Source organism: Streptococcus xiaochunlingii (assembly GCF_006385805.1).
Lineage (GTDB): Bacteria > Bacillota > Bacilli > Lactobacillales > Streptococcaceae > Streptococcus > Streptococcus xiaochunlingii.
The window spans coordinates 328125-344469 of the sequence record NZ_VFSG01000001.1 but is presented as its reverse complement, the minus strand read 5'-3'; the positions used below and the strand labels follow the sequence as shown (position 1 = coordinate 344469).

Sequence of the window (16345 nt, the reverse complement as noted above, 5' to 3'; positions counted from 1 at the left end):
TCACTCCACTAATCTACTGTTTTTCTTTTCCGACTCCACCCGTAGCACCATCCAAAAGCCCCTTCATACAAAACAAAGAAAATCAGAAAGGCATGTAGGAAATAGTCCTCCGGTAAAGCTAGAATAATCGGATCCCGATAAGGATCAAAGAGCCAGGTAGCATCTCCGACAAAGAGGACTTGGTGAAAGAGGGTAAAGAATTGATCAAAACCAATAAAGAGGGTCACTCCTCCTATGATAATCGGCAAGAGAACCATCCCACCAAATAAAGGGCGATAGAGGCCTGCGTAACCCTTACGCATCACTGTTCGAATAAATCGTATAGCTACTGGCAACAAGACCAAGAACAAGACCTGGGTCAGGTGAAAGAGGTATTTGACTGCTTGGAAATGATGAAGCCCATCTGGAGAGGATGGAAAATCCGGCATTTCCAGCTTCCAGGTAAAAGGACTGGTCAAATACTGCATAAGGATCTGAAAATTTTTCTGGATGACTGCAGGAGCCAAACCAGTCCTATTCTGGATTCGTAACCAGCTAATCTCCATGGGATAGATCAACCAGGCTACAAGAATGGTCCCCAAAATCACCGTTGCTAAGAGCCAGAGGACAAAGCCCGTTACTTTTAACCGGTCACGCATCGAAATCCCACTCCGCTAAACTCAATAGGACGTGCGTTGGTGGCAAGGGCAGGTCTGGTACTTCTTCTGGCTTGGTAAAGCCAGTGGTCACCAGCAAAGTAGGGATACCATTGTCAATCCCTGCTCGGATGTCGGTCAGGTAATTGTCACCCACCATGACCACTTCTTCACGCTCTAGTCCTAGGTGAGCGATGGCCTTATCCATGATAATGGCATTGGGCTTCCCGATAAAGGTTGGCTTCACGCGCGTCGCCGCTTCGATCAGGGCATTTAGAGCACCTGCCCCTGGCATCATTCCGCGCTCTGTCGGGATATTGAGGTCTGGATTTGTCCCGATGAAATGGGCTCCCTTTTGAATAGCCAAGGTCGCGATGGAGAATTTCTCATAGTCCACTTCCCAATCGAGACCCACCACGACATAGGCTGGATTCACGGTATCTTCGACAAAGCCTGCCTCAGCAATGGCCTGTTTCAAGCCCACATCTCCAATGACATAGGCAGTTTTCCCAAAATTCATGTCCACCATATAATCAATGGTTGCTAGTGTCGCTGTATAGATGGTATCCAGTGGCGTTTCGATATTGAACTGGCCTGCCAGCATCTCTTGAACCATTTCCGGTGTCCGAGTAGTATTGTTGGTCACAAAGAGATAGGGGATCTGACGCTCTTGCAATTCGTGGACAAAGGCTTCCCCAGCTGGGATCCGCTCTTTGCCCTTGTAGATGGTTCCGTCTAAGTCAATTAAATAACCCTTATAAGTCATGGGATTCTTGATCTCCTTGTTCACTTGCTTCCTCTGCTACTTTCTCCTGATCTTGAAACTGGCCTCCTGCTCCATACAGAAGCAAACAAGCCCCATATAAGGCAAATTGAAGGACCAAACCGAAGAAATTGATACTTGCTTTTCCAGCCTGAGTAAAGAGAAAGGATGAAATCATCAAGATGACGATGGTCACCATCAAGCCACCGATCTTAGCCTGATCAATGGTAATGGTATAGACGCCGGTCTCTTTTTCCTCATTGCTTTCTTTCCCTGCCTGGATAGGCTTCATGGTCTCGATGAAATCTGTCATTAAAGTCGCTGCGAGGCTGACAGTCGTACTAAAGAGGACACCTTGGGAGAGCTTATCAAAGAAGTTACTCCAGAAGCTACCCGATTGGCTGGTGATACTCAAGGAAAAGACAACGACAGGCAGGATAAAGGCCAAAATCAAATGAATCCAGACACGATACCAGCGTACATCTTCCTTGAGAAAACGAAGAAAGGCTTCAAAACTCAACCGATAGCGGATAAAGCGAATCGCTTCCTCAATAAAGATATAAAAGGCTGCGACTAAGGTCAAGAAACCATCTCCCAACACATAGAGGGGATTTTTCTTACGACGAGCATGAGCAACAACCCGCCGTTGAACCTCCATCAAGTCTTCTTTTTTCTGTTTTAATCTTCGCTTTTCCATAATGTTTCCTTATCTATTTCTTCCCAAGTGATGAGGGCTTGGGCGTGGATTTGGCCTTCTGATGAGATGACATGGTTACTGATCATCCCTTCCCGCTCGACGCTAGAGGTGATCATGCCTCCAGGCAAGACTTCCTTGACATACTTGAGATGGACCCGTTTAGGGATATGCTGGGTTAGGAATTCCGCTCCCATGACTTCAAAGACCCAGTCCAAGTACTTGCTGTTGTTGACATGGCCGTTCATATCGAGATCATAGAAACGCACATTGTAGTCCTGCTCCATGGCTCCATTCAGTTCTGGATAGCGTGGACCACGGCGGATCTTTTTCTCAAATGGTGACTCATATGGCTCTGTGATCTCCTCTGGCACGGATTGGACCTTGCGGCTGTCCCGATCCATCAAGACGAAGGTCGCCACCATCTCGACGATGGCTTCCCCCTTCTGGTCTCTAACGACAAAGGAACGATAGCAAAAGAGACGATTGTGGGCGAGTGCTTGAGTCTCAATGGTAATCAGTTCATCAAAGACCGGTAGGCGGTGGACTCTGATGTCATAGTCAGTGATGATCCAGACTAGATTGTACTGTTCGAGCAGGTCCCTGTCACTGACACCGATCTCCATGGACTGCATGCCTGAGACCTGCAAGGACAGGAGGATGAGCTGGGGCATCTTGATAAAGCCATTCACATCGCTCATATCAAAAGGAACTTTCATGTCATACTGATAAATTTTAGCCATCTTTTACTCCAATATAAATTTCTCTGCTACGGTATCACCAAGAAACAAACCTCTCTTGGTCATCCGAACTTGCTTGTCATCTGGAACCAAAAGGCCCTGCTCCGTCAGACTGGCCACCACTAGTCCATAGCGTTGGTTAAAGGAGACACCGAATTTTTCTTCAAAACGTGCCTTGGACACACCTGTCTTTTTCCGTAGACCGAGGAACAACTCCTCTTCCATCTTCTCTTCCATTGTCAGGTGTTCCTCTGTGATTCGAGCCTTACCTGCTTCAACAGCCTCTAGATAATGCCGGATAGGTCCATGATTCTTGTAGCGAATCCCGTCCACATAGCCAGAAGCTCCTGCTCCTAGACCATAGTATTCTGCATTATCCCAGTAGACCAGATTGTGGCGACTTTCAAAGCCAGGCTTGGAGAAATTGGAAATCTCATAATGCTCAAAGCCTGCTTTTTCCAACTCTTCAATGATGTACTCAAACATCTCTGCTTCCAGCTCTTCTTTCGGTAGAGGAAGCTTGCCCCGTCTCATCCGATTCATAAAGACCGTGTGGTTCTCTAAAATCAAGCTATAGAGGCTCATATGGGGAATGTCCAAATCGATCGCCTTAGCGACATTTTCCTTGACCTGGTCCATGGTCTGACCGGGCAGAGCATAGATCAAGTCAATGGAAATATTGTCAAAGCCAGCCTGCTTGAGATGGCGGATATTGTCATAAATATCCTGCTCCTGGTGGCTCCGCCCAATCTTCTTCAACATCTTATTATCAAAGGTTTGAACCCCCAGAGAGACCCGATTGACCTGAGAGTCCTTGAGAACTGCGATCTTATCCGGATCCAAATCTCCAGGATTGGCCTCGATGGTAAACTCCTCTACCTCCGATAGGTCCATGACCTTGGGCAATTCTGTCAAGAGATAGGCCAGTTGCTGGGCAGATAGAGCTGTCGGGGTCCCTCCACCGATGTAAAGGGTCCGGAGTTTGCCAATCTCATATGACCGAGTCTCCTGGATTAGGTGTTCCAGATAGGCATCGACCGGCTGATTCTTGATAAAAACCTTCGAAAAGTCACAATAATAACAAATCTGGGTACAAAATGGAATATGCACATAGGCAGAGGACGGTTTAGCTTGCATAACCTTTATTATACCACATTTCGCACCAAAGCCCGAGTAGAAAAGAGAGGGTAAAGCAAGGATTTCCTTGACAAGAAAGAATGAAAGGAATAGAATAAAGCTAATCACATTCGGAGGTAAGGAGATATGAACAACTAAGTTTCGTTAAATAAGATACTTTATTTAGTGGACTGCTTGTTCTATCTCTTTTTGTGTACCCTCTTGCCTATTCTCCAACTTCTTGTTGGCTATATTAGGTCTTTTTCTGCTTGGGTTCCACTTGAATACAGCTCTACTAAATAAGTAGAGCTGTTTTTTTGTCCCAGTAGAAAGGAATCTTATGCTAAAACTATCCCACCTCACTATCCGCCATACAAAAGATTTACGCGATTTGGTTCGCGATCTATCCCTAACCATTCGTGAAGGAGAAAAAGTTGCTATTATTGGCGAAGAAGGAAATGGAAAATCTTCCTTGCTTCACGTCCTCATGTCCCCAAAATCTCTACCAGATTATCTGAGCATAGAAGGGGAAATCACCACTTCCTTTCACTCCTATGCCTATATTCCCCAAGCATTACCGGAAGCCTTGAAGGGAATAACCTTGGAAGAATATTTTTTTGGAGAGGACGAGCTAGACTATGCCACCCTCTACAGACTGGCTGATCAATTGCAATTTGATAGTGACCGCTTTGCAAGCAGCCAAGCTATTGGAAGTTTATCTGGAGGAGAAGCTCTCAAAGTCCAACTACTTCACGAACTTTGTCGTCCTCATGAATTGCTATTTTTAGATGAACCTTCAAACGATCTGGATTTGGAAACCCTGGACTGGCTCCAGCAGATGATCCAAACGAGCCCCCAAACCATTCTATATATTTCCCATCATGAGGATTTTTTGACGCAGACGGCGGATACGATCATCCATCTAAGACAGATCAAACACCGCAAGGAGGCTGAAACCATTGTAGAGCACCTAGGCTATCAAGAATACAGTAGGCAGAGGGAGCAACAATTCAAGCAACAGACTCAGCAAGCTGCTAATGATCAACGAACCTACAAGAAAACAATGGAGAAGCATCGCCGCGTCCGTCAGCAAGTTGAAACATCCTTACGAAACACTAAGGATAGCACTGCTGGACGTCTCCTGGCAAAGAAAATGAAGTCCCTCCTCTCACAAGAAAAGCGCTACGAGCGAGAATTCCAATCCATGACTTCCCAACCCTATGATGAGGAAATCATCAATCTGCATTTCCCTTCCCTCACTCCCTTGTCTCCTCAAAAACGAGTCCTTCTCTTAGATCAGGAAGAGCTCACAATTGGTGACCGGGTCCTAGTCAAGAACCTCTCCCTTACTCTTCAAGGGCAAGATAAGATAGGGATTATCGGTTCTAACGGTGTAGGGAAATCCACTTTCCTAAAAATGATATGGAACCTCTTACAAAAGAATGAGAGCATCCGCACTGCCTATATGCCTCAAGATTACACTGAGCGCCTCCCTCTGACTCAGACACCCGTTCAATTTCTACAGCATTCAAGTGATCGCGAAGAAATCAACACCATTCAATTGCATTTAGCCTCCCTCAACTTTACCTATTCTGAAATGCACCATCCGATCTCTGAACTTTCTGGTGGCCAGCAAGGAAAACTCTTTCTCCTACAACTAGTGCTCACAAGTCCCCAATTTCTACTCTTGGACGAGCCTACCCGCAATTTTTCCCCCACTTCCCAACCAGAAATTCGACGCCTTTTCGCAGACTACCCAGGCGGACTGGTTACAGTCTCCCACGACCGGACCTTCCTCAAAGAAGTCTGCCAAAAAATCTATCGTCTGACGGAAAATGGTTTGGTAGAGATGGAGGCTCTCTAACGTAAAAAAGATTGGCCAGAAAACCAATCTTTTAAATTGAAAATGAAGTCCTCTTAGAAACTTTCCTTAGGTAAGAACGGACGTCAGCGAACTTCGTAGAAGTTCCATGACTTAGTTTTGAACCCAAGGTTTCAAAACTCCCGAGTGAGGCTGGGACAAAAGTCCTAGCCTCTCAATTGTCTTTGCATTGTCGAGCAAGACGCAGTGGTTGAGTGGGCTCTACTACGCTGATTTCATCAGCTTTCACAGTCCTACTCAACTGTGCGGAGGTGGGACGACGAAATCGAATTCTAACGAATTACCGATTTCTGTCCCACTCTCACTTTTCTCACGGCGGAAAGTTTCAATAGAGGATTGGATAATTCTTAATTTGTTAGATTTGTATGAAAGAACAGTTTGTCAATGTTCTCCAAACTTGGTTTTGACCAATTATTTTATCTAATTTTGTCCTGCCTCTTGTCCCATTTCTTGGGTGCGTTTGTAGGCTGCTTCCAGTCCTGCAATGATGTTCCCCCGTAAGCCGACTTGTTCTAAGCGATTGACTCCTGCGATGGTAGAGCCACCTGGGCTACAAACTGCATCTCGCAAGCGGGCTGGGTGCTCGCCTGTCTCTAGGACCATTTGACTAGCTCCTTGGAAGGTCTGGGCCGCCATTTGCAAGGCTTGCTCTCGAGTAAGCCCTAAGCTTACTCCTGCATTTGCCATAGCTTCAATCATCTGATAGACAAAGGCTGGACCACAGCCTGCAACAGCCGTTGCAGGATCCATTAATGTTTCCTCGATTTCGTAGAGAGCCCCTGCTCCTGCTAAGAGCTGGTTGACTTGGGCTACTTGCTGATCTGTCACTGCTTGAGAGCGAGCCAGACTGATAACCCCTTGACCAATGGCTACGGGCGTATTGGGCATGATGCGGATGAGACCCACCTGGTCATTCTGGATCACATCAGCCATTTTTTCTAGCTCCAGGCCTGCAGCCATGGACACCAGCAAGAGATTGGAGCGTTGAACCAAGATTCCTTGATACTCTTCTAGGAGAGGACAGATCTGGTAGGGTTTGACCCCTAAGAAGATGACCTCCGCCTCTTTAAAGGCCTGTTCAAGATCAGACACTGTTCCCCCAAACTGTTTGATGAATTCTTCCACCTTTTGAGGGGAGCGGTTGACCAAAAGTAGGTCTGTAGCTGCTACTTCTTTTGCGACCGCTTTGGCCAGACTGGCTCCCATATTTCCAAGTCCGATAAATGCTACTTTCATGACTTACCTCACTTGACCATTTCCAGTAACCAGATACTTATAACTGGTCAGCTCACGCAAGCCCATGGGACCACGCGCATGCAACTTCTGGGTCGAGATGCCCATCTCACAGCCTAGGCCAAACTCTCCGCCATCTGTGAAGCGGGTCGAAGCATTGACATAAACGGCCGCCGAGTCTACCTGGTTGCTGAAGAGTTCAATGGCTGTCGCATCTTCAGAGACAATGGCATCTGAATGGTGAGTACTGTGGGCTTCGATATGAGCAATGGCTTCTTCTACAGAAGGGACGACCTTGACAGCCATGACATAATCTAAGAATTCCGTATCAAAGTCAGTCTCAGAAGCTGGTGAACCGTTAATGATTTGCTGGGCTTGAGCATCCAAGCGCATCTCCACTGGTACTGGAGCCTCGTCTACCAAGACTTTCTTCACTAGTGGCAGAAAGTCACCTGCAATAGCTTCATGCACCAAGAGGACTTCCATAGCATTGCAGACAGATGGTCGGCTGGTCTTGGCATTCTGAATGATACTGAGAGCCTTGTCTAAATCTGCCGTTTGATCGATATAGACGTGAACAATCCCAGTCCCTGTCTCAATCACAGGGACAATTGCTTGCTCTACGACTGCCTGGATCAAGCCAGCTCCCCCACGTGGAATAAGAAGGTCTAGATCCCCCTTGGCCTTCATCATGACCAGACTGCTCTCCCGACTGGTATCTTCGACCAACTGGAGGACAGCAGGATCAATAGTGGTCGCTTGCAAGCCTGTTTTTAAGGCACTAACGATGGCATGGGCTGTCTGATAGGCATCCTTGCCACTGCGCAAGACAACAGCACTCCCACTTTTCAGGGCCAAGGCTGCTGCATCAGAGGTCACATTAGGACGACTTTCATAAATAATCCCAATGACCCCCATGGCCACTCGTTTCTTCTGAATGACCAAACCGTTCTCCAGGGTCCGCTCCTCTAAGAGTTCTCCCACTGGATTGGGTAGGGCAGCCACTTGGAGAATCCCATCAGCCATGGCTTGAATCCGCTCTTCTGTCAAAAGCAGGCGATCCAGCATTACCTCAGAAATCCGGCCCTGAGCTGCTTCCATATCCAATTGATTAGCAGCCAAAATGTCAGCTGTGGCATCAACCAAGGCGTCGGCCATCGCTCTTAAGGCTTTATTTTTCTCATCACTTGTTGCAGTATTAATACTTTTTTTGGCCTGTTTAGCCAGGCGAATCTGATCGATCGTCTCCATCTAATCCCTCCTTTAAAATTCTGTAAATAAGAGTTCTACCTCAGGTGTGATGGTAATCCAATCATCCCGGTGAATGACGATGCCCTTTGGCTTTTGCCCATGGAGCAAATCCTTAATGGCAGCAGCACCTAAGCGGGTACGCCCTTTCCCAATGACCTGTCCAGTCTCTGCATCATGAACCGTGATAATATCGGAGAAAGAGAAGGCTCCCTCAACCTTTACCACACCAGACACAAGGATACTCTTACCCTCTTCTTTGACAGCCTTAACCGCTCCTTGGTCCAGCCATACAGACCCTTGACTAGGCGCATAGAAGGCCAGCCATTGTTTCTGATTGCGCAAAAACTTATCCTGAGCTGTAAAATAGCTGCCATCCTGAGTTTTCTCTGCCGCTTCTAGAAGAGCGTCTTCTTTCAAGGATGAACAGATGTAAACAGGAACTCCTGACTCTGTGGCAATGGTGGCTGCTTTAATTTTTGTCAGCATGCCTCCTGTCCCATTACTTGAGCCTGCTCCACCGGCCATCTCGATAATGTCCTTGCTGATTGAATCGATCCGTTCCAAACGTTTGGCAGTCGGATCCTTTTGAGGATGCCCTGTATAGAGTCCATCCACATCCGTCAGCAAGACCAAGAGATCTGCCTGGACCATAGCCGCCACTTGGGCACTCAGGGTATCGTTGTCTCCAACCTTGAGTTCTTCAATCGAAACTGTATCGTTCTCATTGATAATCGGAATGGCCCCTCTTTGCAAGAGGACAGAAAGGGCCTGGTGGGCATTTTTATAGCGGCGTTGATCGACAAAGTCATCCTGGGTCAAGAGGACCTGGGCAGATACGATGTCGCGTACCAGTAGATTAGAGGTATATTCTTCTAACAGCAACCCTTGGCCAACTGCTGCAGAAGCCTGCTTGTCCGCAATCTTGGTCGGGCGTTTCTTGAAGCCCAGTGCACCAAATCCAGCCGCAACCGCACCCGAAGATACCAAAATCAATTCATGCCCTTGCTCATGTAAAAGAGCCAGTTGCTGGGTGATGGCCTTGACCTTGCTCCGAGACAAGCTTCCATCTTGATTGGTCAGGGAAGAGGTCCCTACCTTAAACACAATTCGCTTATTCTTCATCCATTCATTCTCCAGAGTATTCGATTGTAACATTATACCATGAAAGCCTTAAAAATTACTAAGAGCAGATCAGGAGTGCCGTTTCCCCACAAAAAAACGAGTTTAACCACAGTAGGTAAACTCGTTTTGATGATTGAATGCTTATCCTTGACGGAGCTGCTCCAAGGTTTCTTGGAAAATCTCCGGTACCTCCACTGAGAACTCCATGACTTCTCCCGTCCGAGGATGGGTAAAGCCCAGTGTCTTGGCATGGAGGAACTGGCCATGGCCTTTCAAAGTCTTGCGAGGGCCATAGACTTCATCACCAGCGACCGGATGGCCAATGTAGGCCATGTGAACCCGAATCTGGTGGGTCCGACCTGTCTCCAATTGCAGCTCGACCAAGCTATAATCCCCGAAACGCTCTAAGACATGGAAACGGGTCAGAGCTGGTTTTCCTTTGGCTGTCACAGCCTGCTTCTTGCGGTCCTTGTCACTCCGTCCAATCGGCGCCTCAATCACACCTCGATCGTTGGGAAGATTGCCGTGGACAATGGCCCAATACTTGCGCAGGGACTTCTTAGCCTTGAGCTCATCTGCCAAGGCTACATGAGCTGCATCATTCTTAGCCACCATGAGAAGGCCAGAGGTGTCCTTGTCAATCCGATGGACGATTCCTGGACGAAGCTCCCCATTGATCCCTGACAAGTCTTTGATGTGATACATGAGGGCATTGACCAAGGTCCCACTGGTATGACCGGCACTCGGATGGACCACCATGCCCTGGGGCTTGTTGACCACTGCGACATCCGCGTCTTGATAGACAATCTCTAAGGGAATATCTTCTGCCTCGTAGGTCACTTCTTCCACTTGAGGAACTTCGTAGCTGATAACATCCCCTTCTTTTACAGTATACTTAGCCTTTTTGACTTGACCGTTGACGAGGATTTTTCCTTCCTTGATCTGCTCATTGGCCAAGCCACGTGAGAGTTCAGTCAACTCTGAGACTGCCTTATCCAGTCGCGCTCCTGCGACTTCTACTCTAACTTCCATGGCTCTCCTCTCTCAAAAGATAAATCAGTAGCAGTCCCACCCCAATGCTTAAATAGATATCTGCTACATTGAAGATGGCAAAATTCATAAAATCCAAGTGGAACATATCGACGACAAAGCCCTGACGGAGCCGGTCAATAAAGTTGCCGATTCCCCCTGAAATAATCAAGGTCAATCCCAACAAGAGCCAAATGGAACCTTCGATATGACGATAGAGATAGACAAAGGCTGCTCCCATCGCAATCAGGGTAATGATGGTAAAGAACCACTGTTGGTTTTCTAACATGGAGAAGGCCGCTCCAGAATTCTTGAGGTAGGTCAAACTAACAACTTTGGGAATGAAGCGACGCATACCCCCTAACGGGATCTCCTTGACAACATATCCCTTCACCGCTTGATCTAGGAGGATCAAGAGGAGGATACTAATAAAAATACTTACTTTTCTCTTCATTACCTACCTCTTCTCATCAAAGTAGGCTTCCATAACTTGGACAAACTTCTCAGCTACCGGTGAGAGATCTACCTCTTCCCGCTTGACATAGACCATTTTATTATTCAGATCATCGATCAAGGGGATAACGGTAATGCCATTCACCGACTGGCTATCCAAGAAGCCAGAACCGGTCGCATAGGCATCGGTCCGCTCTAAAATCCCATTCAGGGTTGCGCGGTCCGTCACATTGAAGAGCTGGGAACTGCTACTCGTATCGACAAAGTTCTCCGAATAGTAGAGATATTCATCCTTTTCCTGGGTAAAGCGAACAGTCGGTAGGTGTGCCAAGTCCTCCATCACTAAGGATTCTTTCTTAGCTAATGGATGGCCCTTGCGCAAATAGATATGGGTCTGGAAAGGAATCAGGTCAACGACTTCCAAGCCCAGTTTATCCACCCGTTGCATGATCCCTTTTGTATTTTGCTTATTGAGGTAGATAATCCCCAGTTCACTATGACCCTGAGCCACTTCATCCAGGATTTGAACCGTTGTCGACTCAAAGATTCGGAAGTCTTTGTTCTCCGGATAAAGGACTGAGAATTGGGTAATCAAAGGAGGAAGGAAATCATAGTGCTGACTCGAGATCGAGAATTCCTTCTTTTCTTCCTCAGGATTGGCATACTGGTTTTGAAAAACATCAAAGCCCTTGACCAATTCTTGGGCCTTTTCATAAAATTCCATCCCGCGGCGGGTCAAGAAAGTCCCTGAACTAGTCCGACGGAAAATCTTAAAGCCCAGTTCCTTCTCCAAGTCTCTCACAGAGATGGACAGACTCGGCTGACTGACATACATTTTTTCAGCTGCTTCACGAAAAGTACCACTATTGGCAATCGCGACAACATAGCGTAATTGTTGAATATTCATGTCTTCTTCCTTCTAACAATATCACTCCATTATACCATAATCTAGAGGATGAAAAAAGATGGGGTTTTATCAAGAGTGCATAAAAAAACTCTCTGATGAATCAGAGAGTTTTTGAATCCGTTTCTTCGCTTTTTATTTTGCGATTGGGTAAACAGAAACTTGTTTCTTATCGCGACCTTTGCGTTCGAAGCGTACTACGCCTTCAACTTTAGCGAACAAAGTATCGTCTCCACCACGTCCAACGTTCACACCTGGGTAGATGTGAGTACCGCGTTGACGGTAAAGGATAGATCCACCTGTTACAGTTTGTCCATCAGCTGCTTTAGCTCCAAGACGTTTAGCTTGTGAATCACGTCCGTTTGATGTAGAACCTCCACCTTTTTTGTGGGCGAAAAGTTGCAAGTTAGCAAGATTCAATTTCAACATAATTGTTTTCCTCCATGTTAGTTTTCTGTGATAACTCTTGTTTGGACGAACTCGGATGAGTTCTCCGATAAGTTTGCCATCCCTAAGAAAAATGATTCAAAGAATAGTTGGGTCATTTCTCTTTGATGAGGTGGAATGTCTGTCGGGATTGAGACCCGCATGAAGCCACCCTCTTCTTCGTTTAATTCTAGTTCCGGTTCATAGCCTGCAAATTTCTCAACTGAGTTGACAAAGTTAATGGCAAGCGTAGAAACCGATGCACACACGACATCTAAGCCGTATTCGCCACTTTCGGCGTGACCAGTAATTTCTGCACTCCTCAGCTCGCCATCTTCGGCTCGTTCAAAGACTGCTTGTATCATGTGTTCTCCTAAAAATTAAGCGTTGATTGCGTTGATGACAACTTTAGTGTAAGGTTGACGGTGACCTTGTTTACGGTGGCTACCTTTTTTAGGTTTGTACTTGTAAGTAACAACTTTCTTTTGTTTTCCTTGTTTTTCAACAGTTCCAACAACAGTAGCTCCTGAAACAAGTGGAGTTCCGACAACAGTGTTTTCACCACCAACAAGAACAACTTCGTTAAATGTAACTTCTTGACCAGCTTCAACGTTCAATTTTTCAACGTAGACTGCTTGACCAACTTCAACTTTAACTTGTTTTCCGCCAGTTTTAATGATTGCGTATGTGCTCATTATGCACCTCCTATGTATTTTTGGGTTTCCCCGTATTTTGTGAAGACTCGCCTAGCATCGTGGGACGAACCACTTAAGCTCAAAGGATGAGCAACGATGATCGAGCGGTTGCACAGGCATGTGCATAGTCAACTCTCTAAGTATAGCACTTCTACTAACCTTTGGCAAGTGATTTCATTTAATGAAAACGGATTTTCAAGTAAATAGCCTCATTCTTTACTTCCATTTATTTCAAATATACAATCTGCCCTTCTTGATTGACATGAACCTCAATAGCTATCGGAGGCTTCAAATGTTTTTTAGCTGATCTGGCAAGACTTTTATTACTATCTGAAACATTGACATTTCGCTCTTTCCCATCAACCGTAATAGTGAAGGTAATTCGAGAATAGGTAGACTTGCTTCCTCCTGTCTCCGTATCAACACCAGTAACTAAAGCCGTTTTTAGCTCGGTTGTCTGATTAGTAAAATAATTGTAGCGCCAAACACCATTGGTCACACGATATCCTTCATAAGCAGGAAAGATAATAAATATAGGAAGAGAGCCAATTATTGTAACAAAAATAGCTCTGCCCTTACTTTTATGGCTTTGACGTATGATTTCCCATTTATTTCTCATGGCCCTCTTGACAGAGCCAGCTTCCTTAATACTTAAATGAAATCCCCAAAATAAGAGAGCATACAAGCTCAGGAAAATCTGAAAATGAACTAAGAGACCAAGTAAATAAGTCCAACTGGGCATTCCAAACAGCAAAGCATTATCTTGTCCATCTTTCCAAGACAATGCTCCCATGAGCCCACTCAAAAAGGAATCCCATTCGTTCATAAATACCCCCTCTTATCTTCAGCATTAATGGATACAATTCTAGATTCTTTCAGTAAAAAGCTACTTCTAAACTCCTACAACAGCCCTTCAATCAGCTCGTCAACTTCATCAGTCTCTGCTTGTGGTTTGATCTCAGTAATCATGATGCCTGCTACCGCACGCTCAACTAAAGCTTCCACATCCATACGTTGCTCATACTGCTCCGCATTTTTGAGTTTCGGATTAGTCTTTGGACGATCCGGTGCAAAGATGGTACAGCAATCTTCGAAAGGCTGGATAGAGATTTCAAAGGTATCAATGGCTTGGGCGATATCGATAATCTCCAACTTGTCCATAGTCACCACTGGACGAATGACGGGCGTATTGGTCACGGCATTGATAGCCTGCATGCTCTCCAGTGTTTGGCTGGCAACCTGACCAAGACTTTCCCCATTGATGATGACTAAGCCACCACGAATTTGACGGATACGGTCTGTAATGCGCATCATAAAGCGACGGGTCAGAGTCATGAGATAAGCTTCCGGCGCCTTGGCTTTAATCTCTTCTTGAATCTCAGTAAAAGGTACCTCGATAAATTGGATATTGCCCCCAAACTTAGTCAATTTACGAGTTAAATCGTGGGCTTTTTTCAGCGCACCCGGGCTGGTATAAGGCGGGCTAGCAAAGTGAACCGCTTCAATGTCCACACCACGCTTCAAGGCTAGGTAACCCGCTACTGGAGAATCAATCCCACCAGATAGCATGAGCATGCCTTTACCAGACGTCCCAACTGGCAGACCACCTGCTCCCTTAATGGTTTCATAAGAGATATAGGCTGCTTCTTCCCGGATCTCTACTTGGAGGTTGATATCCGGTTTTTTCATTTGGGCTTGGATACTTGGGATCGCTTCAAAGACAGCGCCACCCAAGGTTTGGTTGAGCTCACGGCTATCCAACTCAAAAGAATGGTCACTTCGTCTGCTGGAAATCTTGAAGGTCATCCCTTCTTGGTAAATATCCTGCATGATTTCTTGAACGGCTGAAATCAAGGCTGAGACTGATTTTTCAATCTTGTAAACGGGTGAAAAATTTTGAATCCCGAAGACCTGTTTGAGGGATTCAGCTACCTGTTCATAATCCGTTCCATTTAGATAGGCATGGGCTCGGTCCCGATCGGCTGTCACTTTGACAGCTGGGTAAATAGACAAGACATCTGAGATATTATTGCGCAATTTATTAATAAAGCGCATCCGGTTCTTTCCTTTAGTAGAAAGCTCCCCATAGCGGATCATAATTTCTGAATAAGTTAATGGCATAGTAACTTCCTTTTCTTTTCCTTAACGCACCTTACGTGTTTTTTCATAAATCAGTTTGAACTTGGTCAAAAATTGCTCGACCTGACTCATGTCATTTTCGAGATCAAGACTGAGGCGGACTGCTGTTTGTGCCAGAGCCTTATCGACTCCCATAGCAATCAGGGTTCCAGCTGGTTTGCCAGCCTTGGAAGAGCAGGCAGAGGTTGTCGAGATATAAATCTCATACTCTTCGAAAGCGTGGACGATGACTTCTCCTCGCACACCCTTGATGCCGAAAGTCAAGATATGGGGTGCAAAGCCCTCATCTCCTGAGAAGACAGTCACATCTGGATAGTGGGCTAATTCTTCACGAATAACTTCCTTCAACTGATGGCACTTGCGTTCAAAGTCCTCTTGACGCTCCATCGCCAAGCGCAAGGCCTTGGCAGTCGCTGCAATTCCAGCTAAGTTCTCAGTCGTCGAACGAAGGTCCTTTTCTTGTCCGCCACCTGTTAAGAGGGGACTGATCTTTTTGCCTTCTTTGAGATAGAGGAAACCAACCCCACGAAGTCCATGGAACTTGTGACTGGAGAAGGTGGCTAGATCCACCCGTTCTGGCAGGTAGAGAGCGGTTGAAACCTTAGCCAGCGCCTGAACGCCATCGACATGGAAGGTGATGGTCGGACGATCTGCCAATAGATCCGCAATGGCTTGAATAGGCTGGATAGAACCTACTTCGTTATTAACTGCCATGATAGAAACGAGGGTTGTATCAGGGCGCAAGAGTTTTTCCAACTCTTCTACTTGGACAAAGCCACGCGCATCAACTGGAGCAATATCCACTTCAAATCCTTGACCTTGTAGCCAGAGGGCTGATTCCTTCACAGCCGGATGCTCAATAGCTGAGACAATGATATGCTTTCCATAAGGAGCTTTTTCAAAAGCAACTCCCTTGATCGCCCAGTTGTCTCCTTCAGTTCCACCTGAGGTGAAATAGATTTCTTCTGCTTTCTTGCCTAGGAGGGAAGCAATCTGCTTACGAGATGCCTCCAAGATCCGAGTCGCTTGACTTCCCAGGTTGTGCAAGCTGGAGGGATTGCCCCAAATTTTGCTTGCGACTTCTGTGTAGGTAGCCAAGGCTTCTGGATAAGGTTTGGTTGTTGCTGAATTATCAAAGTAAATCATCTTCCACACTCTCCTAGTCAATTTTCAATCATCTTATTGTAACATTTATAGGTTGGAGGGACAAGGATTTGGCAGGCTTCATTTTGTTCCTAGTTTCAGACAGAAAACTTGTAAATT

The 16345-nt window shown here is 46.1% G+C and carries 18 protein-coding genes and 1 other annotated feature; of the genes, 1 reads left to right on the top strand and 17 read right to left on the bottom strand.

Features of this window, described 5'->3' with window-relative positions:
• Positions 1-8: 8 nt before the first annotated feature.
• The 5 genes from FJR71_RS01785 to hemW are packed head-to-tail and all read right to left on the bottom strand — an operon-like array spanning position 9 to position 3969.
• On the bottom strand, positions 9-638 hold the full coding sequence (locus FJR71_RS01785) for a TIGR01906 family membrane protein (RefSeq protein ID WP_140813927.1): 630 nt from the start codon (positions 636-638) through the stop codon (positions 9-11).
• Positions 631-1401, bottom strand: a complete 771-nt coding sequence (locus FJR71_RS01780; RefSeq protein ID WP_140813926.1) for a TIGR01457 family HAD-type hydrolase — start codon at positions 1399-1401, stop codon at positions 631-633. Before FJR71_RS01780 ends, FJR71_RS01785 begins: the two co-directional genes overlap by 8 nt.
• Positions 1391-2095 carry a hypothetical protein gene (locus FJR71_RS01775; protein WP_172605086.1) on the bottom strand — a complete coding sequence of 235 codons (705 nt, stop codon included), beginning with the start codon at positions 2093-2095 and terminating at the stop codon, positions 1391-1393. Before FJR71_RS01775 ends, FJR71_RS01780 begins: the two co-directional genes overlap by 11 nt.
• Positions 2077-2835, bottom strand: coding sequence for an acyl-ACP thioesterase domain-containing protein (locus tag FJR71_RS01770; protein ID WP_140813925.1), 759 nt, complete (start codon positions 2833-2835; stop codon positions 2077-2079). The genes FJR71_RS01775 and FJR71_RS01770 overlap by 19 nt, the downstream gene beginning before the upstream one ends.
• A 3-nt stretch (positions 2836-2838) precedes the next feature.
• A complete protein-coding gene (gene hemW / locus FJR71_RS01765) occupies positions 2839-3969 on the bottom strand; it encodes a radical SAM family heme chaperone HemW (protein WP_140813924.1) in 1131 nt (376 codons plus the stop codon).
• Positions 3970-4288: 319 nt separating this feature from the next.
• Between hemW and FJR71_RS01760 the strand changes: the two genes are divergently transcribed.
• Positions 4289-5812 (top strand): ATP-binding cassette domain-containing protein, encoded by a 1524-nt coding sequence (locus FJR71_RS01760; RefSeq protein ID WP_140813923.1) that lies wholly within the window; start codon positions 4289-4291, stop codon positions 5810-5812.
• Between the two features lie 438 nt (positions 5813-6250).
• Here the strand turns inward: FJR71_RS01760 and proC are convergent, their stop codons facing one another.
• From proC to FJR71_RS01695, 12 genes are all read right to left on the bottom strand, one after another.
• Complete coding sequence (gene proC, locus FJR71_RS01750; protein ID WP_140813922.1) at positions 6251-7066, bottom strand: pyrroline-5-carboxylate reductase; 816 nt, start codon at positions 7064-7066, stop codon at positions 6251-6253.
• Between the two features lie 3 nt (positions 7067-7069).
• Complete coding sequence (locus tag FJR71_RS01745; protein WP_140813921.1) at positions 7070-8314, bottom strand: glutamate-5-semialdehyde dehydrogenase; 1245 nt, start codon at positions 8312-8314, stop codon at positions 7070-7072.
• A 12-nt stretch (positions 8315-8326) separates the two neighbouring features.
• Entirely contained in the window at positions 8327-9436 is a 1110-nt protein-coding gene (gene proB, locus FJR71_RS01740) for a glutamate 5-kinase (RefSeq protein WP_140813920.1), read from the bottom strand.
• Positions 9437-9577: 141 nt separating this feature from the next.
• On the bottom strand, positions 9578-10468 hold the full coding sequence (locus FJR71_RS01735; RefSeq protein WP_140813919.1) for an RluA family pseudouridine synthase: 891 nt from the start codon (positions 10466-10468) through the stop codon (positions 9578-9580).
• Entirely contained in the window at positions 10458-10919 is a 462-nt protein-coding gene (gene lspA / locus FJR71_RS01730) for a signal peptidase II (protein ID WP_048690252.1), read from the bottom strand. Before lspA ends, FJR71_RS01735 begins: the two co-directional genes overlap by 11 nt.
• A 3-nt stretch (positions 10920-10922) precedes the next feature.
• Positions 10923-11825, bottom strand: coding sequence for a LysR family transcriptional regulator (locus tag FJR71_RS01725; RefSeq protein ID WP_048690250.1), 903 nt, complete (start codon positions 11823-11825; stop codon positions 10923-10925).
• 132 nt (positions 11826-11957) lie between these two features.
• Entirely contained in the window at positions 11958-12251 is a 294-nt protein-coding gene (rpmA, locus tag FJR71_RS01720) for a 50S ribosomal protein L27 (RefSeq protein ID WP_003002805.1), read from the bottom strand.
• A 17-nt stretch (positions 12252-12268) separates the two neighbouring features.
• Positions 12269-12613, bottom strand: coding sequence for a ribosomal-processing cysteine protease Prp (locus FJR71_RS01715; RefSeq protein ID WP_140813918.1), 345 nt, complete (start codon positions 12611-12613; stop codon positions 12269-12271).
• Positions 12614-12628: 15 nt separating this feature from the next.
• The gene (gene rplU / locus FJR71_RS01710) at positions 12629-12943 is read right to left on the bottom strand and encodes a 50S ribosomal protein L21 (RefSeq protein ID WP_003007734.1); all 315 of its coding nucleotides are present in this window, start codon (positions 12941-12943) and stop codon (positions 12629-12631) included.
• Positions 12944-12976: 33 nt separating this feature from the next.
• Positions 12977-13063, bottom strand: a sequence feature (ribosomal protein L21 leader region).
• Between the two features lie 106 nt (positions 13064-13169).
• Positions 13170-13769 carry a hypothetical protein gene (locus FJR71_RS01705; RefSeq protein WP_140813917.1) on the bottom strand — a complete coding sequence of 200 codons (600 nt, stop codon included), beginning with the start codon at positions 13767-13769 and terminating at the stop codon, positions 13170-13172.
• A 74-nt stretch (positions 13770-13843) separates the two neighbouring features.
• A complete protein-coding gene (gene thiI / locus FJR71_RS01700; RefSeq protein ID WP_140813916.1) occupies positions 13844-15064 on the bottom strand; it encodes a tRNA uracil 4-sulfurtransferase ThiI in 1221 nt (406 codons plus the stop codon).
• 21 nt (positions 15065-15085) lie between these two features.
• Positions 15086-16228, bottom strand: a complete 1143-nt coding sequence (locus tag FJR71_RS01695; RefSeq protein ID WP_048690244.1) for a cysteine desulfurase family protein — start codon at positions 16226-16228, stop codon at positions 15086-15088.
• Positions 16229-16345 lie beyond the last annotated feature (117 nt).